Source organism: Acidimicrobiia bacterium, from assembly GCA_009694375.1.
Lineage (GTDB): Bacteria > Actinomycetota > Acidimicrobiia > Acidimicrobiales > VFJN01 > VFJN01.
Genome location: SHVB01000017.1, coordinates 1 through 19198, shown reverse-complemented (window position 1 = coordinate 19198; position 19198 = coordinate 1). Strand labels below are relative to the sequence as shown.

At 66.3% G+C, this 19198-nt stretch carries 16 protein-coding genes and 1 tRNA gene; 8 read left to right on the top strand and 9 right to left on the bottom strand.

The window, feature by feature from the left end:
* Positions 1-80: 80 nt before the first annotated feature.
* Positions 81-1043: a ketopantoate reductase family protein gene (locus EXQ71_10190; GenBank protein ID MSO87871.1), complete on the top strand. Its 963-nt coding sequence runs from the start codon at positions 81-83 to the stop codon at positions 1041-1043.
* Between the two features lie 3 nt (positions 1044-1046).
* On the opposite strand, the gene EXQ71_10185 is transcribed toward EXQ71_10190, so the two are convergent.
* Together EXQ71_10185 and EXQ71_10180 are read right to left on the bottom strand one after the other, a co-directional pair.
* Positions 1047-2402 carry a deoxyribodipyrimidine photo-lyase gene (locus EXQ71_10185; protein ID MSO87870.1) on the bottom strand — a complete coding sequence of 452 codons (1356 nt, stop codon included), beginning with the start codon at positions 2400-2402 and terminating at the stop codon, positions 1047-1049.
* Between the two features lie 128 nt (positions 2403-2530).
* On the bottom strand, positions 2531-4315 hold the full coding sequence (locus tag EXQ71_10180) for an elongation factor 4 (protein ID MSO87869.1): 1785 nt from the start codon (positions 4313-4315) through the stop codon (positions 2531-2533).
* 110 nt (positions 4316-4425) lie between these two features.
* Between EXQ71_10180 and EXQ71_10175 the strand changes: the two genes are divergently transcribed.
* Positions 4426-4698 carry a 30S ribosomal protein S20 gene (locus EXQ71_10175; protein ID MSO87868.1) on the top strand — a complete coding sequence of 91 codons (273 nt, stop codon included), beginning with the start codon at positions 4426-4428 and terminating at the stop codon, positions 4696-4698.
* 64 nt (positions 4699-4762) lie between these two features.
* Here EXQ71_10175 and holA read toward each other — a convergent pair whose 3' ends face one another.
* From holA to EXQ71_10150, 5 genes are all read right to left on the bottom strand, one after another.
* Positions 4763-5749 carry a DNA polymerase III subunit delta gene (gene holA / locus EXQ71_10170; GenBank protein MSO87867.1) on the bottom strand — a complete coding sequence of 329 codons (987 nt, stop codon included), beginning with the start codon at positions 5747-5749 and terminating at the stop codon, positions 4763-4765.
* Entirely contained in the window at positions 5746-6633 is an 888-nt protein-coding gene (gene folP, locus EXQ71_10165) for a dihydropteroate synthase (GenBank protein ID MSO87866.1), read from the bottom strand. Before folP ends, holA begins: the two co-directional genes overlap by 4 nt.
* Before the next feature lie 46 nt (positions 6634-6679).
* Positions 6680-8473, bottom strand: coding sequence for a ComEC/Rec2 family competence protein (locus EXQ71_10160; GenBank protein ID MSO87865.1), 1794 nt, complete (start codon positions 8471-8473; stop codon positions 6680-6682).
* Positions 8470-9207 (bottom strand): ComEA family DNA-binding protein, encoded by a 738-nt coding sequence (locus EXQ71_10155; GenBank protein ID MSO87864.1) that lies wholly within the window; start codon positions 9205-9207, stop codon positions 8470-8472. The genes EXQ71_10160 and EXQ71_10155 overlap by 4 nt, the downstream gene beginning before the upstream one ends.
* Positions 9208-9292: 85 nt before the next feature.
* Complete coding sequence (locus EXQ71_10150; protein MSO87863.1) at positions 9293-10009, bottom strand: tetratricopeptide repeat protein; 717 nt, start codon at positions 10007-10009, stop codon at positions 9293-9295.
* 68 nt (positions 10010-10077) lie between these two features.
* Here EXQ71_10150 and EXQ71_10145 point away from each other — a divergent pair, with 68 nt between their 5' ends.
* Genes EXQ71_10145 through EXQ71_10135 form a run of 3 tightly spaced genes read left to right on the top strand, consistent with a single transcriptional unit; the run spans position 10078 to position 13036 of the window.
* Positions 10078-11112 (top strand): phosphotransferase family protein, encoded by a 1035-nt coding sequence (locus tag EXQ71_10145; GenBank protein ID MSO87862.1) that lies wholly within the window; start codon positions 10078-10080, stop codon positions 11110-11112.
* Between the two features lie 10 nt (positions 11113-11122).
* Positions 11123-11971: a PAC2 family protein gene (locus tag EXQ71_10140; GenBank protein ID MSO87861.1), complete on the top strand. Its 849-nt coding sequence runs from the start codon at positions 11123-11125 to the stop codon at positions 11969-11971.
* 54 nt (positions 11972-12025) lie between these two features.
* Complete coding sequence (locus tag EXQ71_10135) at positions 12026-13036, top strand: LLM class F420-dependent oxidoreductase (protein ID MSO87860.1); 1011 nt, start codon at positions 12026-12028, stop codon at positions 13034-13036.
* Positions 13037-13046: 10 nt separating this feature from the next.
* On the opposite strand, the gene EXQ71_10130 is transcribed toward EXQ71_10135, so the two are convergent.
* A complete protein-coding gene (locus tag EXQ71_10130) occupies positions 13047-14705 on the bottom strand; it encodes a fatty acyl-AMP ligase (GenBank protein MSO87859.1) in 1659 nt (552 codons plus the stop codon).
* A 76-nt stretch (positions 14706-14781) separates the two neighbouring features.
* Here EXQ71_10130 and EXQ71_10125 point away from each other — a divergent pair, with 76 nt between their 5' ends.
* From EXQ71_10125 to EXQ71_10115, 3 genes are all read left to right on the top strand, one after another.
* Positions 14782-17682, top strand: coding sequence for a leucine--tRNA ligase (locus tag EXQ71_10125; protein ID MSO87858.1), 2901 nt, complete (start codon positions 14782-14784; stop codon positions 17680-17682).
* Positions 17679-18122: a hypothetical protein gene (locus EXQ71_10120; protein MSO87857.1), complete on the top strand. Its 444-nt coding sequence runs from the start codon at positions 17679-17681 to the stop codon at positions 18120-18122. Before EXQ71_10125 ends, EXQ71_10120 begins: the two co-directional genes overlap by 4 nt.
* Positions 18123-18193: 71 nt before the next feature.
* A tRNA-Ala gene (locus EXQ71_10115) sits at positions 18194-18269 on the top strand.
* 386 nt (positions 18270-18655) lie between these two features.
* On the opposite strand, the gene EXQ71_10110 is transcribed toward EXQ71_10115, so the two are convergent.
* Positions 18656-19132 (bottom strand): hypothetical protein, encoded by a 477-nt coding sequence (locus EXQ71_10110; GenBank protein ID MSO87856.1) that lies wholly within the window; start codon positions 19130-19132, stop codon positions 18656-18658.
* Positions 19133-19198 lie beyond the last annotated feature (66 nt).

Here is a 19198-nt window from a genome sequence, read left to right as displayed (position 1 = left end):
TACCTGGCAGTCGATGCTACCGAGTGCCAGCCCCCCTGAGCAGGTCTTGGCCGTGCGCCCGCGTCTGACAGGGTGGTGCCATGCGGTTCATCGTGGTGGGAGCAGGGGCCATCGGGGGTGTGGTCGGTGGGCGGTTGGCTCAGCACGGACACGACGTCGTCCTCGTGGTGCGGGGGGCTCACCACGACGCCATCGCAGCCAACGGCCTCCTGATCCGGTCGCCTGACGATGAGGTGCGGGTGGGGGTACCGGTCGTGGCCCATCCCCACCAGGTCGTCTTCGGTCCGGACGATGTCGTGCTCCTCGCCGTGAAAGGCCAAGACACCGCCGCCGCCCTAGCGTCATTGGACCGCGCCCCCCACGACGTGGCTATCGCCTGCCTGCAGAACGGCGTGGACAACGAGCGCCAGGCCCTCCGGCGCACCGCCAACACCTACGCGGTGCCCGTGATGCTGCCGGCCACCCACCTAGAGCCGGGGGTGGTCGATGCCTCCTCGGCCCCCACCACGGGCATCCTCGATGTGGGCCGCTATCCGTTCGGGGTTGACGATCGGGCCGAGGCCATGGCGAGGGCGTTTGCGGCATCCACCTTCAGTGCCAGGACGAACGAAGCCGTCATGCGCTTCAAGTGGTCGAAGCTACTCATGAACCTGGGCAACGCCATCGAAGCGGCCATCGGTCCGAGCGGCCGGGTGAGCGAGCTCTACACCGCCGCCCGGGCCGAGGCCGAGGCCGTCCTCGCCGCCGCCGGGATCGACTGCGCATCCGGCGAGGAAGACGCGGCCCGGCGCGGGGACCTCCTCCGGATTCGCCCGATTGGGGCACAACGCTGGGGCGGTGGGTCCTCCTGGCAGAGCCTCGCCCGCGGTACGGGGAGCATCGAGGCCAACCAGCTCAACGGTGAGATCGTGCTCCTGGGGCGCCTCCACGGCGTGGCCACACCGGTCAACGCGGGGTTGCAGCGCGTGGCCAACGACCTCGCGGGCGCCATGGCCCCGCCGGGATCGCTCACCGAGGCGGAGCTGCTCGCCCAGTTGGGATGACCCTCAGCGACCCCGCACAACGGCGTAGCGCCGCAGTGCCTCGACGCGCTCCTCGGCGTGATCCACCATCGGCGCTGGATACCCCGGGGGCGCTCCGGCAGGGTCGTCCCAGGGGTGGTGCACATACCGGTCTCCTACCGCCGCCAACTCCGGCACCCAGCGGCGCACGTACACGCCTCTCGGGTCGAAACGTTCGCCCTGGGTCACCGGGTTGAAGATCCGGAAGTAGGGGGAAGCATCGGTGCCGGTGCCCGCCACCCACTGCCATCCGTGCTGGTTCGAAGCCACGTCGCCATCGGCGAGATGTTCCATGAAGAAACGCGCGCCCCTCGTCCAGTCAAGGTGTAGGTCCTTCACCAGGAAACTGGCCACCAGCATCCGCACCCGATTGTGCATGAAACCCTCGGCCACCAATTGCCGCATCCCCGCGTCAACGATGGGGAAGCCCGTACGCCCTTCACACCAGGCCTGAAACAGACCATCGGTATCAGCTACGTCTACCTCCATACCCGCCATCGCCGGGTTGAAGGCGCTACGCACGGTGTCGGGACGGTGGTGGAGCACATCGGCGTAGAACTCCCGCCACCCCAGTTCCGAACGGAACACTGCCTCGGCCCGACTACTGCCCAGTTCCGCCAAGAGTTGCCGCGGGTGCAGGCAGCCCCACTTCAAGTACGGCGCCAACCCGGAGGTAGCCGCCGCGCCAGGGTCGTTGCGCTGCTCGTCATAGGCGGCGAGGTGCTCGCCGTAGAAGCGATTTGCCCTCGCCCAGGCCGCTACCTCCCCCGGCTCGGGCAGGTGACCGGCACTCGCTGCGGCGGCTGGCCACTGCTCACTCGACAACGCCGCCCACTGCAGTGCGCCCGGTGCCGGGAGCGCCCCGGCCCAGCCGTGGATCATCCACGCCTTGAAAAACGGCGTGAACACCTTGTAGGGCAGCCCGGATCCATTCAGTACCGAACCCGGTGCCACGGCGTAGGGCGACCCCACCCGCACGAGGGTTCGGTCGGCCTCCCGCAACACCGCCGCCACGCGCTCGTCGCGGAGAGCACCATAGGGCGCGAAATCACCGGTGACGAAGACCTCGCGGGCGTCAACTTCCGCCGCCACCGCCGCCACCACTGCAGCCGGATCGCCCCACCGCACCACCAAACGGCCACCAATCGACTCGTCCAAAGCCCGCAGACACCCCACCAGAAACGCCCGGCGGTTCGCCCCGGCCGGGCCCCAGAGGCGGTCGTCCATGCAAAACAGGGCCACCACCTCACCGCCCGGTCCCGCCGCCTGCACCGCCTCGGTGAGGGCCGGGTGATCCACGAGGCGCAGGTCTCGGCGGAACCAGATGATGGTGGTGGTCACATGCTGTTCCTAGCGGAACCGCCGCCGGAGCACCCATCGCTCCTAGCGCCCGCCCCCTGCCGCCCGAGTTGACGCGCACCGAACATGGTCACCGCCGATGGAGCATCGAGCGCCACGAAGGCTCTCGTTCAGTCCTCCAGGCGCAGGGCGCTCACAAAGGCCTCTTGGGGCACCTCCACCCGGCCGATGTTCTTCATCCGCTTCTTCCCGGCCTTCTGCTTCTCCAACAGTTTGCGTTTGCGGGTGATGTCGCCGCCGTAACACTTAGCCAGCACATCCTTGCGCTTGGCCTTCACCGTCTCCCGGCTGATGATCTTTCCGCCGATGGCGGCCTGGATCGGCACGTCGAACATCTGTCGGGGAATCAACTCAGCCAGTTTCTCCGACATGCGCTTGCCGTACTCCTGGGCCTTGTCCTTGTGGAGAATGTTGGAGAAAGCATCGGCCGGCACACCGTTGAGGAGCACGTCCACCTTTACGAGATCGGATCGCACATACCCCGCCGGCTCGTAATCCAGTGACGCGTAGCCCTGGGTACGGCTCTTGAGTTGGTCGAAGAAATCCCGCACCACTTCGGCGAGGGGCACCTTGTAGATCAGTTCCATCCGCTCCGGCGAGAGGTACTCGAGTTTCAGCATTTCACCCCGTCGTTGCTGACACAGTTCCATGATCGTCCCCGTGTAGTCCTTCGGAGTGAGGATCGTGCAGGTGAGCATCGGCTCCTCGATGAAGTCGATCTCCACCATGGGCGGCAGGGCTGAAGGGTTCGCCACCTCCAGCACTTCGCCATCGGTCTTGTGTACGAGATAGGCCACCGAGGGTGCCGTGGCGATCAGGTCGAGATTGAACTCGCGCACGAGACGCTCCCGCACAATCTCCATGTGCAACAGCCCCAGGAACCCGCAGCGGAAGCCGAAGCCCAACGCCCCTGATGTCTCCGGCTCGTAGGTGTAGGAGCCGTCGTTCAGGCGCAGTTTCTCCAGGGCATCTCGCAGGTCGGAGAACTGGTCGCCGTCGATGGGGTAGAGGCCGCAGAACACCATCGGCTTCGGCTCGCGATAGCCCTCGAGCGGCGAGGAGGCGGGGTGGATGGCATCGGTGACCGTCTCGCCGGAGCGGGCTTCGCGCACGTCCTTGATGCCGGCGATCAGGTAGCCGGTCTCACCGGGGCCGAGCGACACCACCGGCGTGTGATCCGGACTCCGCACGCCTACCTCGTCGGCGTCGTGCACGGCATTGGCCTGCATAAACTTCACCCGGGCACCGGTCCTGAGCACTCCGGTCATTACCCGCACCGACGACACCACCCCCCGGTAACTGTCGTAGTACGAGTCGAAGATCAGCGCCTGGAGCGGATCATTCGGGTTACCGGTCGGGGCCGGGATCGCTTCGATGACCGCGTCGAGCAGTTCGGGCACTCCGGCGCCGGTCTTGGCGCTGATGCGAAGGATCCCGGCGGCGGGGATCCCCAGCACCTGTTCGATCTCGGCGGCACAGCGGTCGGGGTCGGCGGCGGGAAGATCGAGTTTGTTGAGACACGCCACGATTTCCAGGTCGTTCTCCAGCGCCAGATAACAGTTGGCCAGCGTCTGGGCCTCGATCCCCTGAGCGGCGTCGACGAGCAGGATCACGCCTTCGCAGGCCGCCAGCGACCGCGAGACCTCGTAGCCGAAATCCACATGGCCGGGGGTATCGATCAGGTTGATGACATGGTCCTGATAGTCGAGCCGGACCGACTGGAGTTTGATCGTGATGCCCCGCTCCCGCTCAATGTCCATCGAATCGAGGTACTGGGCTCGCATATCTCGAGGGTCGACGGCTCCGCACAACTCGAGGAGGCGATCGGCGAGCGTGCTCTTCCCGTGGTCGACATGCGCCACGATAGATAGGTTGCGGAGGCGACTGAGGTCCATAGGAGGGAAACCATCACGGTACCGGGACCTCTGGATGTGACGAGAATCCGAGGAGGCGGGTAGAATGGGCGGGTTCGATTCCATCCCAGATCTACTGAGCAGGACACCTCGTGGCCAACATCAAGAGCCAGATCAAGCGCAACCGTCAGACCGTCAAGCGCACCGAGCGAAACAAGGCCGTGCGTAGCGAATTGAAGACGCGCACCAAGGTCGCCTCGGCGGCCGCCACGTCGGGCGCCGACAACGCCATCGAGCTGAACCGATTGGCCCAGAAGCGTCTCGACACCGCAGTGAACAAAGGCGTGATCCATAAGAACGCCGCCGCCCGCCGGAAGTCGCGGCTCGCCAAGAAACTGAACCAGGGCGCCGTCTCCGCCACCTGAGCGGGCCTCACCACGATCGCTGCACTGTGCCGGGCCCAGCGCCCGGCACAGTCGCGTTCGGGCGCTACTTGGATAGCGCCGCCAGCCGGGCCACCAAGACCTCGAGGACAAGACCATCGGGCCAGGCCTTGCCGCCGCGCAGGTCCAGATCGGCCCGCGCCAGCAGATCGATCGCCCGGACGATGCGCTCGTGCCCAAGACGACGGGCCTGCCCCATGGCTTTGCGGGCCGGGAAGGTGGATCCCTTCATCCCCAGCAGGGCCGCCGCATCGCTCTCCGAAGCCACCGCCGCACCGTCAAGTCGCAGCATCCGGCCGAAGTGGGTGTGCAGGGTGCTGAGTACCTGGAAAGGGTGGCGCTCGCCTTGCCCCACCATGCGCTGAAGCAGATCGAGGGCCGTGGCCCGGTCGCCGCGATCAATGGCATCGGTGAGATCCCACGGGGGAACGCTGCCGTCATCACCGAGAAACGGTTCGATCTCCGCCGCCGTGATCTTTCGACCAACCCCAAAGGTGGAGGTGAGCAGGTCGATCAAACCAAGCAGTCGGCCTGGCTCATCGCCTACCCACACCACCAACCTCTTGCGGCCATTGGCATCCACTTTTAGACCCGACTCGGCCAGATGCTCCTCCACCCACTCGGTAACTTTCCGACCCGGACTTGAATCCACCTGGGCCCCGCCGCAGCGCGTTACTGCTTCAAGGAGGGCCTTGGGCACTTTCCCCGTGCCCCATTCCAGCACCAGGCGTGTGCTCGGGAGCGGGTCGAGGAGGTAGTCCACCAGGGGTTGGACGAGGTCATTGCGCTCCCGTTTTTCAGTGACGCGGCCCAACACCACCCGAAATTCAGTGAGGAACGGTGGAGTTTGGGCAGCATCCACGAGTACGAGCAACGGATCGAGCCCATCAGCGTCGACGGCCCCCACGTCGATCTCCTCCACCACGAGCGAACGTTCCTCATCACCCACGAGATCGTCCACAAAGGCGCGCACCGCATCGCGCAGCACCGCGTCGTTGTCGCCCTTCAGGAGCGTGATCGGGACGGCGCTCATCCGCTGGCCGCCCGGGCCTCCAGTACCGCCGCCATCACATCAGCGGTGCGGCGCGCCCCCCGCACATCATGCGCCCGCAGCACGCGACACCCTTGCGAGATACCGAAAGCATGGGCGGCATGGGATACCTCGCGACGGTCGCCCACCTCCTGCCCCACGAGCGCCCCCAGAAACCGCTTGTTCGATGCCGAGAGGAACAGCGGCCAACCGAGTTGCGCGAGTTGGTCATGGGAACGCAGCAAGGCCAGCGACTGCGGCTCGCTCTTTCCGAGGTCGAGTCCGGCATCCACCATGACTCGCTCTCGAGGGATTCCCGCCGCCTCGGCCTGCTCGGCCCGCTGCCGCAAAAAGCGCGCCACCGCCTTGGTTACCGGCTCGTCGTACACCGGATTCGGATCCGGGACCCGTGGGCCGATGCGGATGTGCGTCGCCACCACCGACGCACCACCCGCCGCCGCCACCGTGAGGTAGGCCGGGTCCTCGAATCCGCTGATGTCGTTGCCCACCACCGCCCCGGCGGCGATGGCCTCCTGCAGGACCGACGCCCGCCAGGTATCCACCGACAGGGGAAGATCGAAGCGTTGCTGCAATGCCTCGATCGCCGGAATCACCCGATCCAGTTCCTCCTGCGGCCCCACCTCCGGGCCGGGGCCGGCCTTCACCCCGCCCACGTCGAGAAAATCAGCCCCCTCCCCCACGAGTTGCTCGGCCTTGCCGAGAAAAGCGTCGAAGTCGTAATAGGCACCGCCATCGAAGAACGAATCCGGGGTGCGGTTCAAGATCCCCATGACCAGCGCGCGATACCGGATATCGAAGCGATGGTCGCCGAGAGCCACCACCGGACAAGCCAGGTCATCTACCACGCGCCACGGCATCGACTCCACGAAAGGGGAACCTACCTTGTTGTTTCAACACCTCCTCGACCCGAGGTCATCGGGGACGAGCATCCACCACTAGACGCTCCGGCAAAGCCGTGATCCGCACCGCAAGTCGGCCTACTTCCATCCCGCCCCCCGGCGGGGGTCGGGCCACCGGCACACCCACCGAGCCAAGAGTGCCAGGATCAGCAGTCACCACGCCACCGGTGGGATGCCCCTGGAGCACATCCGCCACCACCTCTCGCGGCACCGACGCATCGGCCACCACCAGCAGCCCGATCCGATCGATGCCCGATCGCCGCAATCCCTCCAACACCCCTGCCGATCCCACCGAGCGTCCGCCCCCCGCATCGCTCAGGACCACCAGTGCGCTTGACCCCTCGCGCCACACCGTCACTCCGGTAGTCACCGATGCCCGCAGCGGCGGCGGGGCCCTCGCCGCCACCACCGCCACGAGCACCGCGGTGCCCGCCAATAACAACCCCGCCTGGCGCACCCACTCGACCCGGCGTGCTCCCACCGCCGCCACCGCCAGACCCACCCCCAGCGCCACCACTTCCCCACCCCCGAGTTCGCCCAAGGAAGCCTGGGCGAGGTGGTGAGCCACCGCCTCCAACCAAGCCAGCCCAGCCCCGGTGGGTAGCTGAAGCAGCCACGCCACCGACGGGCCCGCAACTCCCGCGAGCAGGCCCGCCGTGAGACCCCACACCATGATCGCTCCCGCCACCGGCACCGCCAGGAGGTTGGCGGGCAGCGAAGCCACCGGAATGGGCCCGAAGGTGGCAAGCAATACGGGAGCCACCCCCAGCTGGGCCGCCAGGGTGACCGCCATTGCCTCCCGGAACAGTGCCGGACCCGGCAGGACCTCCAGGAGCCGGGGCGCCAACACCACAATGGCTGCCGACGCCGCCACCGAAAGCCGGAACCCCACCGAATGCACGAGCAATGGGTCGATCATCAGTAGCCCTGCACTGGCCCAACCCAGCACCGTGACCCGGGCCAGGGCATGGCCGGTGGTCGTCACCAGAGTTGCCAGCGCGGCAAGGGCCGACGCCCGCAACACCGATGGTTCAAAACGCGTCATCAACCCGAACATCCCAATCAGCCCGAGGGTAAGAAACCAACGGGGCCACAGCCGCAGGCGCCGCAACACCGGGCTGGCCAACGCCAACACAAACGACACGTTTTGTCCCGAAACAGCCAATAGGTGGGTGAGCCCAGCACCGCGAAAATCGTCGGCCAGCCCAACCGGCTGCGCCCGATCGTCACCGATCACCAGCCCCGTGTAGAGCGCCCGTTGCCGGGGCGACATTGACTCGGCGCCCGCCATCAGGGTGCGCCGCAGAGCGTTGGCCACCTGGCTCGGCCCCGAGCCCAGGTGCCATCGCTCCACCCGGGAGAGGCGCAGGCGACCGCCGATGTGTCGGGGGACGAGCCAGGTGGCCTCAGGGGGCACCGCCGTCACCACGCCTCGAACGGCCATCACCTCGCCAGCGAGTCGCCCTTGGAGAGCCTGGGCGGCGGGCCCTTCGGCGCGAGCCTCCAAGCGACGCCCCCCCACCCGCACATCTACTCGTACCCCTCCGAAGGACGGCACCGGGTCGCTCACCAGTTCCACTTCGCCCGCCCACGAGCCGGGGCGCACCCCCGCCAGACCGTCGAGACTGCGCTGGGCCAACCCGCTCACCATCAGTCCTACCGCCAGGATCAGCAATCCGTTCTGTCGCCCCACCAGCGCGAGGACCACCACCCCGAGCCCCGCCCCCAGGCTCGGCCGGGCCGGGTGGAGCGCGCCGAGGGCCGCCGCCCCCGCCAAGGCCACCGCCACCGGCGGGGAGAAACTCACACCGTCACCAGCGGACGCAGTTGCTCCAGTTTCGCTTCGCCGATGCCAGGCACGTCCAACAACTCATCGACCGATGCGAATCCACCCACTTCTTGGCGATAGTTGATAATGGCCGACGCGGTGGCAGGCCCCACTCCCGGCAAGCCATCCAGTTCCTCCTCGCCGGCGGTATTGAGATTCACGGCGGCCGCGGGGAGATCCGTTCCGCTCGCACTCGTAGGCCCGGTGGCCCCGAGTACCACCGGTGGCGGCGTTTCACCGACCACTGGTACATACAAGCGCGTGCCGTCGCTTAGCGGGGCCGCCAGGTTGATCCCGGTGGCGTCGGCGTCGGGGCGCAAACCGCCGGCGGCGGTAATGGCATCGGCCACTCGCGCCCCCGCCGGCAACTCGTGCAGACCCGGGGTGATCACCGCACCGGCCACGTGCACGACGAAGGGCACGGGAGCCGTGGTGGTGGTGGTGAGGGGGGTGGCCACGGTAGAAGCGGCGAAGGGCAGCGCCACCTCCGGTGGGGCCGCCGTCGGTCGTAGGAGCCAGGCCACCCCCGCTAGGGCTGCCAGAGCCACCCCCGCCCCGAGCGCAATGCGCAGTGGGGAGGTACCCGTGGCATCGGCCACCTGCTCGACGCGCTCGCGCCACGAGCGAGGCGGTAGCGGGCGGAGGGGAATATCGCCCTCGCGGGGCGCACCGTTGGAGATCTCAGACACTGTCCCTCCCAGGGACGCGACCATGCAGCCACAACGGGGGAAGGACGAACGAAGGCTATCGGTGCAGGAGTGTCACCAACAGGGGGCAACTAGGCGAAACCCCTCCCCCCTAGAACAGGCGCGCCGTCAGTTCCTTGCGATACGCCGCGGTACGCGGATCGTCGGGACCCAGCACCTCTAGTAGATCTACGAACCGCTGCCGCGCCGTCTCGTCGTCTTTCACCGAAGCCAGCAGGCGGTCGAGTTCGATACGCACATCTTCCATTTCGTCAGCCGGCCCCACCCGGGCCAACGCCGCGAGGTGCCGCGTCTCCGTCGACGCGGGGATCCGCTCGAGAAGCGCCAGCCCCTCCGCTTTCGCGGTCTCGTCTTGTTGCACCACCAGGAGCGCCGCCAGGGCCAGTACCGCTTCGGCGTGGCCCGGTTCTTGTTCGAGAATCAGGCGGAGCGATGCCTCGTCGCCGGCGGCGAGCAGGGCGGCGAGGGCATCCTCCTGCTCGGTCGGTAGGAGGCGGGTGATGAACTCGCGCACCTTGTCCTCCGAGAGCGCCCCCACGAAGCCATCGATGACTTTGCCGTCGCGCATTGCGTACACCGCCGGGATGCTCTGCACCTTGAAGGCCTCCGGGATCTGGGTATTGGCATCCACGTCGACCTTGACGAGCACCACGGCTCCGGCGGTCTCGTCCACCACCTTCTCCAGGATGGGGCCCAGCGTTTTACAGGGGCCACACCACTCGGCCCACAGGTCCACCACCACGGTGACCTGCTTCGATCGCTCCACGACCTCCGTAGGGAAGGTGGCATCGGTAACGTCAAGGGACATGGGTGTCAATCTACCGGCGGCGGTACCCTCGCCCACCACAACCCCTAGGTCGGAAGGAGGCCACCGACATGACCGAGACCATCAAGGGAATCGACGAGAGTGGCGTCACCGCCTGGTTCGCTGATCACATCCCGCAGGCCGCGGGCCCCCTCACCTTCGCCCTGATCGCCGGCGGGCATTCGAACCTCACCTACCGCGTGACCGACGCAGCCGGACAGGCCTTCGTGCTGCGCCGTCCCCCGCTGGGCCAGGTTCTCGCCACCGCCCACGACATGAGTCGCGAGCACAAGATCATTTCGGCCCTCGGACCCACCGACGTGCCGGTGGCCCCGGCTCTGGGCCTCTGCCTCGACGACCAGGTAAACGGCGCCCCGTTCTATGTCATGGACTTCGTGGATGGTCGTGTCCTACGCGACCAGGTCGCCGCCGCCGCCATCTCTCTCCCCGCCCGCGCCCAGGCCAGCCGGTCGGTGGCCGACACGCTGGCTCGCATTCACGCCATCGACCCCGATGCCGTTGGTCTTGGAGACTTGGGTAAAAAAGCCGACTATCTCCCTCGGCAACTGAAGCGCTGGTACGGGCAGTGGAACCAGTCCAAGACCCGGGAGCTTCCCCTGATCGACGAGCTCCACGATCAGTTCCAAGCCCGCATTCCCGAACAGGGGCCAGCGGCCATCGTCCACGGCGACTACCGCCTCGACAACTGCATGACCGATGACGACGGCAACATCGTGGCCGTGCTGGACTGGGAACTGTGCACTCTCGGAGATCCACTGGCCGATGTGGGCCTCTTGATGGTCTATTGGACAGAGGCCAGCGATGCGGTGCCGATGCTGCTCACGGCCCCCACCGCGCAAGAAGGGTTCCTCACCCGTCAGGGGGTGCTCGAGCGTTACTCACACATGAGCGGACGGGATCTTTCCCAGATCGAGTACTACACGGCGTTCGGCTACTGGAAACTGGCCTGTATCATCGAAGGCGTGTACGCCCGCTATGTGGGCGGTTCCATGGGCAGTAGCGACCCCGCCACCTTCGACGGGTTCAAGGTCCAGGTCGAGCGGTGCGCCGAAGCCGCCAAAGACGCAATGAGCCGACTCGGATGAGGATCGCCCCATGAACCCGCTCTATTCCCTGGTAGATCAACCCGCCCTCGAATCCCCTGTCCTGGTAATGGTCCTCAAAGGCTGGATCGACGCGGGCCTCGGGGCAGCCGAGGCGGGCGAGGTGCTCGCTCAGAACCTCGAACGCCATACCGTGGCCCGCTTCGACGCCGATCAGTTGCTCGACTGGCGCGCTCGCCGCCCCACGATGCGCTTAGTCGATGGCATCAACACCCACCTGGCCTGGGAGGAGACCGAACTCTCTTGGGCCAAGGACAAGAGCGGACGAGACATCCTCTTGTTGTTGGGCAACGAACCCGACCATGCCTGGATGGCGTTCTCGCAACAAGTGGTGGACCTCGCCCTGCAATTTGGCAGCCGGATGGTGCTGGGCCTGGGGGCCTACCCCACTCCCGCACCCCACACCCGACCCCCGCTCGTCGCCGCCGCGGCATCGGAAGTCGCGCTCACCGTGGGCCTGCTGCGCAACACCGTGGAGGTGCCCTCGGGGGTACAGGGCATGATCGAACGACAAGCGGCCCTTCGCGGCTTGCCCACTCTCGGTCTCTGGGCGCAGGTGCCGCACTACGTGGCGACCATGCCCTACCCGGCGGCGTCGTTGGCGCTCATCGAGACCACCAATACGGTGGCCGGGTTGGACCTACCCATTGGCGATCTCGTTGATCGAGCCGCCGTGAGTCAATCGAAAATCGATGAACTCATCGCCCAGAACCCCGAGCACACCGCCATGCTTGATCAGCTGGAGCAAAACGCTGACCAGCAGACCGCCACATCGGAACTTTCGGCAACGACCGGCGACGATCTGGCGGAGGAACTGGAACGCTTCCTTCGCGACCAGTAACCCCTCGGGCCACCCTTGACCTACCGCTCAATGGCAGTGGCTAAGGTCGGAGGAATGAAAGTAGACGGGGGCCTCGGAGGAGATCTGACCAGCGCGGCGCGCTCCGCTGCGGTGCAGGAAAAGCAAGGCTACGACGGCCTCTGGAGCGCCGAAACCGCCCACGATCCGTTCTTCCCGCTCCTGCTGGCGTCGCAGTCGACCCAACGGGTTGAGTTGGGCACCGGGATCGCGGTGGCGTTCGCCCGCAATCCGATGAACCTCGCCCAACTCGGCTGGGACATGCAGGCCGCCTGCGAGGGGCGCTTCATCCTCGGGCTCGGAAGCCAGATCAAGCCCCACATCACCAAACGTTTCTCGATGCCCTGGACCCATCCGGCCCCGCGTATGCGGGAGATGATCCAGGCCATCCGAGCCATCTGGGCGGCCTGGAACGACGGCAGCAAGCTCGATTTCCAGGGCGATTTCTACACCCACACCCTGATGACGCCCTTCTTCGACCCCGGCCCCAACCCCTACGGCGACGCCAAGATCTTCCTGGCGGGCGTGGGCCAAGGGATGACCGAGGTGGCCGGCGAGGTTTCCGACGGATTCCTCTGTCACGGCTTCACCACCGAACGCTATCTACGCGAGGTCACCCTGCCCGCACTCGATCGGGGAGCGGCCAAAGCCGGCCGCACCCGGGCCGACGTGGAGATCTCCGGCCCGGCGTTCGTGGTCACTGGCGGTAACGAGGAGGAGATGGCGGCCTCCCGGACCGGCACGAAGCAGCAGATCGCCTTCTATGGCTCCACTCCGGCGTACCGAGGCGTACTCGAACTCCACGGGTGGGGTGGCCTTCAGGACGACCTCAATAAAATGTCCAAAGAGGGTCGCTGGAAAGAAATGGGCGAGCTCATCACCGACGACATCCTCGACACCTTCGCAGTGATCGGCGAACCGGAGCAGATTGCCGCCGGCCTGCGGGCGCGCTACGGCGGCATCGTGCAGCGAATCAGTTTCTACGCCCCGTACGCCTCGGACCCGGAGCGTTGGCAGCAGGTCATGAAGGACCTTCAGTCCATCTGAGACAACCGGGTTACGCGTGTTGGAGTTCAGACCCGAGGTAGCGAAGTTTGCAGAGCGAGCGCTGGAGTTTTCCCGAACTGGTTTTGGGAAGGGTGCCGGGCGCGACCAAGACAATGTCCCGGGCCGCAAGACCCACCGCCTCCCTCACTCGCTGCGCCACCGAATGCCGAACTTCCAGAAGATCATCAGACTTGGACTCGGCCACCACCACGAGGCCTTCCTTGCCTCCAACGCCGTCCACGCCGAAGGCGATCACGTTGCCGGCGCGCACTCCGTCCACCCCAACGAGCGCCCGCTCAATGTCCTCCGGGAACACGTTGCGACCGCCCACGATGATCATGTCCTTGATGCGACCGCACATCACCATCTCGCCGTCGATCAGGTAGGCCAGATCGCCGGTGCGGAGCCATCCGTCGTGGAACAGATCACGGTTGGCGTCGGGGCGCTTGTAATAGCCAGGGGTCACTGATGTGCCCCGAATCTCCAGTTCGCCCACCTCTCGGTCTTCCAGCACATCCCCGCTGCGCGGATCAACCACCCGTATCTCTAGCCCCTGGACGGGCCGGCCGAGAATGGCGAAGTGCCGGGCCCACTCCGAATCGGTCTCGAGGGGGGCGGCGTACCGCTCGCCCTCCATCGAGCGAAGGTCCACCACATCGGTCCGCAGACCAGCCATCGGCTCGGGGAAGGTACCGGCGATGGCCACCTCGGCCATGCCAAAGGCGGGAAACACGGCCCCGGGACGCAAACCATGCCGCGCCCCGGCATCGATAAACTTCGCCACCGCGTCGGGGTCGACCGGCTCGGCGCCGTTGAGGGCGATCCGGAGACGGGAGAGGTCGAGCGTGTCGCCGCGGCCCAGCGCCCGGGCCGCTAACACATAGGAGAAATTGGGACCGGCCGTGGCGGTGCCTCCGTAGGTGGAGATCCACTCCATCCAGCGGCCGGGCCCGGCCATGAAGTCGGTGGGGGCGGCCAGCACCAGCGGCGTACCGGTGGTGAGCGCCAGACTGAAGATCCCTACGAGCCCCATGTCGTGGTAGAGCGGCAGCCAGGACACCAGCACATCATTGTGAGGGTCGAGGGAGGTAGCGGCCGCGATGCCGTCGAGATTCGCGCCCACGGTGTGGTGCGGCAGCATCACGCCTTTGGGATCAGACGTGGATCCGCTGGTGAACTGCAAGATAGCGAGGCGCTGCGGATCGTCAAGGGGGCGTGCGAAGGCTTCCGGACCCACCCGGCCGGGCCCGGGTTGCACCGCGTCCCAGCCCACCATCGGCGGATCACCGACGACCACGTCGACGAAGGGCGCCAATTCGGGATCAACCAGCACGAGCGAGACGTCGGAGTTGGCGATCCGGACCCGAGTTTGGAGCACGAACTCCTCGATCGAGGAGAGTCGCATCGGCAAGGGCAACACCACCGCCGTAGCCCCGGCGAGCCAGATGGCCTGCAGGGCGGTGACCAGTGGCCGTGACGTAGGGCCGAGCAGCGCCACATGATCGCCCGGCGCCACCCCGAGGCTTTGGAGGTTGGCGGCGAAGCCCCGGGCCTCGTTGTGTAATTGAGCGTAGGAGACCACTGCGGGGTCGCCGCCTACGACGAAGGTGAGGTCGTGGCCGCGGTCTGCGCCGGCCTCGATCCGTTGCGGGAGGGTCAGCACGCAGATGTGACCCGACGGGCGGCCGATGGGTTACAGACCAGAGGGTTTCGAGAAGTTGAGGGCGACCACTACCGTTCGCCCAATGAGCGTTGACAACCCCACGCCAGATGCCCCCGGCCACGACCAGATTCCGGCCCACCGCTACACCGCGGCGCTGGCATCGGAGATCGAAAGGACCTGGCAGGATCGCTGGGAGGCCGAGGGTACGTTCCTGGCTCCCAATCCCGCCGGGGCCCTCGAGGCCGGGTTCGACCGGGTGGCCGACCTTCCCAAACTTTACGTACTGGATATGTTCCCCTACCCCTCGGGCAAGGGGTTACACGTAGGCCACCCGCTCGGATTCATCGGCACCGATGTCTACGCCCGCTACCAGAGGATGAATGGGCACAACGTCATTCATGCCATGGGCTACGACGCCTTCGGACTACCCGCCGAGCAGTACGCAGTGGAGACCGGCCAACACCCGCGCGACACCACCAACGCCAATATCGCCAACATGGCCCGCCAACTCAGGCGACTCGGGCTAGGGCACGATCCTCGCCGCAGCGTCAACACCACCGACCCGGCGTTTTACAAATGGACGCAGTGGATCTTCCTCCAGATATTCGGCGCCTGGTACGACCGCGACGCCGATCGGGCCCGGCCCATCAGCGAACTTGAAACCGAACTCGCCAACGGCACGCGCCCGCCTGATCCCGGAACGAATCCCGGCGAGCAGCCGTGGTCTGAACTCACCGACCGTGAACGCCGCGTGGTGGTGGACGCTCATCGCCTGGCTTACCTTCACGAAGCCCCGGTGAACTGGTGCCCGGGGTTGGGCACGGTGCTGGCCAACGAAGAGGTGACCGCGGATGGTCGCTCGGACCGCGGCAACTTCCCCGTTTTCCGCCGCCCCCTGAAGCAGTGGATGATGCGAATCACCGCCTATGCCGACCGCCTCGCCGGCGACCTCGACCTGCTCGACTGGAGCGAGTCGATCAAGTTGATGCAACGGAACTGGATCGGCAGGAGCGAAGGGGCCGAGGTGCGCTTCGCCGCCGGAGCCTCCGAGATTGCCGTGTTCACCACCCGCCCCGACACCCTCTTCGGAGCTACCTACGTGGTGTTGGCACCGGAGCACCCCCTGGTGGACCGCCTCGTCGCCACCACCTGGGCCGAGGGGGTAGACCCGCGCTGGACCGGAGGGGCATCCACCCCCGGCGAGGCGGTAGAGCACTACCGCTCCCAGACCCTTCGCCGCAGTGATCTCGAACGGCAGACCGTGGACCGGGAGAAGACCGGGGTGTTTATCGGCACCACCGCTACCAACCCCGTCAATGGGGAGCCCGTCCCCATTTTCGTGGCCGACTATGTGCTGATGGGTTACGGCACCGGGGCCATCATGGCCGTGCCCGCCCACGATCAACGCGACTTCGACTTTGCCGGCGCCTTTGGCCTGCCGATGACCGCCGTGGTTTCCCCACCAGAAGGCTGGTCGGATCAGCCCGAGAACTGGGACACGGCCTGGGGCGGCGCCGGCGGCGGCATCAACAGCACCAACGCCGACCTATCCCTCAACGGCCTCTCGGTGCCGGCCGCCAAGGTGGCCATCACCACTTGGCTTGAGCAACACGATGCCGGTCGGGGCACGGTGACCTACAAGTTGCGGGATTGGCTGTTCTCCCGCCAGCGCTACTGGGGCGAGCCCTTTCCGATTGTCTATGACGAGCATGACCTGCCCATCGCCGTCCCCGAGTCCGAACTTCCCGTGCTCCTTCCCGACATCGTGGATTACTCCCCGAAGCAGTTCGAGATCGATGACAACACCTCGGCGCCGGAGCCACCCCTCGGGCGAGCCACCGAGTGGGCCTCGGTCACCCTCGACCTCGGCGATGGCCTGAAGTCCTACCGGCGCGAGGTGAACACGATGCCGCAGTGGGCGGGCTCGTGTTGGTACGAACTGCGTTACCTCGATCCCGCCAACGACGCCATGTTCGTAGACCCCGCCATCGAGCGCTACTGGATGGGTCCGCAATCGGAGTCTGATGGCGGCGGAGTGGACCTCTATGTGGGGGGGGTGGAGCACGCGGTGCTGCACTTGCTCTACTCCCGTTTCTGGCACAAGGTCCTCTTCGACCTCGGTCACCTCAGTTCGAAGGAGCCGTACCGCCGCCTGTTCAACCAGGGCATGGTGCAAGCGGCGGCGTACACCGACGACCGCGGGCGCCATGTGGCGGCGAACGAGATCGACGAGCGCGGTGGACGCTTCTTTCACCGTGATCAGGAGGTCCAACGCCACTACGGGAAGATGGGGAAGTCGCTCAAGAACTCCGTGACCCCCGACGAGGTGTGTGCCGATTTCGGGGCCGACACGCTCCGCCTGTACGAGATGTTCACCGGTCCCCTCGACCAAAGTCGCCCCTGGGAGACGAAGGCCATCGTGGGGGTGTTCCGCTTGTTGCAGCGCATCTGGCGGAGCATCCTCGATGAGGACACAGGGGAGGTGCGGGTGGCCGACATCCCCGCCGACGATGCCACTCGTCGCATCCTGCACAAGTCCATTGCGGCTGTGCGCGAGGGAATGGAGACGCTGCGGTTCAACACTTCGATCGCCCGTATCACCGAACTAAATAACCACCTCACGGCCCGCTTCCCCGACGGCGGCGCACCGCGCGAAGTCGTAGAGCCGCTCGTCTTGTTGCTCGCCCCCCTCGCGCCCCACGCCGCCGAGGAGCTTTGGGCTCGGCTCGGCCATCCCAACTCGCTCGCATGGGAGGCGTTCCCGGAGGTCGATCCGATGCTGTTGATCGATGCCACCATCGAGATTCCGGTCCAGGTCAACGGCAAGGTGAAGGCTCGGCTCACCATGCCCGCCGGAATGTCCCCCGCCGACCTCGAAGCGGCCGCCCGCTCGCACGAGAAGATCACCCCACTGCTGGCCGAGACAACGCTGCGCAAGGTGATCGTTCTTCCCGACAAACTTGTGAACTTCGTGATTGGATGAGGCAACTCGATGACGTCGGCGAGGCCGACGGATGGCGCTGCTGGCTCTGCGATGAGCCCGTAGACCGGTCGATGTCGGTGAACGACCCGCGCGGGCCGAGCCTCGACACCCGTATGACAAAAGCGAAGTCAAAAGCCAAAGGTGCCCTGCCACCGCGCCTCGCCCACCGCGGCTGCAACACCGGTAAGGGCGCCACGGTCCGGCCCGTGCCCTGGCCCGAGGACCTATTCCTCGTGGACCCCTCTCCCATCATCGCCAGCGTCGATCGGCTCGAACGCAAGGGCGGTCGTGAGGTGATGGCCCGTTGCGTGGACCGGGCCGACGCCGATGCGGCCGCCGCCTGGCTCCTCGACCGCATCTCCCGGCTTCAACCCAACCTCGCGGTGACCACCGAGATCGAGTTTGGCGGCGGCCAGTTCCTCCTCATCCTGCGGACGTGACGCGCCCAGGAAGGCCACCCTTGCGTCATTGGCAGGGCAGCGGGGTGATCCCGTAGGCTTACCGATTCCCCGGGGCTATAGCTCAGTTGGTAGAGCGCTTCCATGGCATGGAAGAGGTCAGGAGTTCGATTCTCCTTAGCTCCACCCGGTAACCGCAGCGACCGACGGCCTGGCCCGAAAAAGACTGGGTGCCTTCTTGGGTGCTTACTCCAGGCAACAGGGCTGGCGGGACCAAGGTCGGCGCCGGTCAGGTCGCCTCTGGTCAGGTTGCAACCGTGGAGGTCAACTGCTGGGCCCCGCGCCGTGTAGTCGGATGCATGAGAGGCTGCGGCCTGGGTGGGAGGGGGGACGCTTCGGCTCGTCGATGGGCGCTTTGGCGGTAGCAGCCGGGAACGCATCGGGAAAAACCTGGACATGGGCACACGTACACGACCTCGGCCGAATACTCCCGAAGAGATGTGTTCAACGGCCATCGACCGTCCTGTGTCTCTGTCGGGTCGACGTTTGGTGCAGCCCGCGTTCTGCGGTGGTGGTCAGCCAGTGAATGTGGGGGTGGCAGTGACAGCGACGACAACAGCCGGGGGTGCAGTCGTGGGCGGCGCAACCGTCGTGGTGGTGGTGGTGGTGGTGGTGGGCGGCACAACCGGGACCGACTGCCACGCCGGGGCGGAACTTTCCCCGCCTGCAGTGGTCGTCACCCGGGTTTGATCGGTGCCATCCGCGTTAATCACATAAACCTCGAAATTGCCGTCCCGGTCGCTGCTGAATGCGATGCGGGTGCCATCCGGCGACCACGACGGGTAAGCGTTCGACCCCGACACTCCGAATGTGAGTTGGGTGTCGCCAGTGCCATCAGCGTTGATCACCCAAATGTTCGTGCAGTCACACGAGTCCAAATATTTGGCGTAGGCGATTTTGCCGTTGGTTCCGGGGAACTGACCGGCACCGGCCGGGTTTGAACCCGACAATGCAACGACACCGCTCAACAACGCCAACCCGGCAACAACCACTACCGCACAAAACCGTTTCGATTGAACTCCCCCGGATCGACCACGAAAACTGTCGACCGAACCCTA

Bases quoted from the DNA above. Each gene is read 5' to 3' on its own strand.
- EXQ71_10145 (MSO87862.1), top strand. From the start codon at position 10,078: ATGACCGAGACCATCAAGGGAATCGACGAGAGTGGCGTCACCGCCTGG.
- EXQ71_10120 (MSO87857.1), top strand. From the start codon at position 17,679: ATGAGGCAACTCGATGACGTCGGCGAGGCCGACGGATGGCGCTGCTGG.
- EXQ71_10140 (MSO87861.1), top strand. From the start codon at position 11,123: ATGAACCCGCTCTATTCCCTGGTAGATCAACCCGCCCTCGAATCCCCT.
- EXQ71_10190 (MSO87871.1), top strand. From the start codon at position 81: ATGCGGTTCATCGTGGTGGGAGCAGGGGCCATCGGGGGTGTGGTCGGT.
- EXQ71_10180 (MSO87869.1), bottom strand. From the start codon at position 4,315: ATGGACCTCAGTCGCCTCCGCAACCTATCTATCGTGGCGCATGTCGAC.
- holA (MSO87867.1), bottom strand. From the start codon at position 5,749: ATGAGCGCCGTCCCGATCACGCTCCTGAAGGGCGACAACGACGCGGTG.
- EXQ71_10125 (MSO87858.1), top strand. From the start codon at position 14,782: ATGAGCGTTGACAACCCCACGCCAGATGCCCCCGGCCACGACCAGATT.
- EXQ71_10155 (MSO87864.1), bottom strand. From the start codon at position 9,207: ATGGTCGCGTCCCTGGGAGGGACAGTGTCTGAGATCTCCAACGGTGCG.
- EXQ71_10150 (MSO87863.1), bottom strand. From the start codon at position 10,009: ATGTCCCTTGACGTTACCGATGCCACCTTCCCTACGGAGGTCGTGGAG.
- EXQ71_10135 (MSO87860.1), top strand. From the start codon at position 12,026: ATGAAAGTAGACGGGGGCCTCGGAGGAGATCTGACCAGCGCGGCGCGC.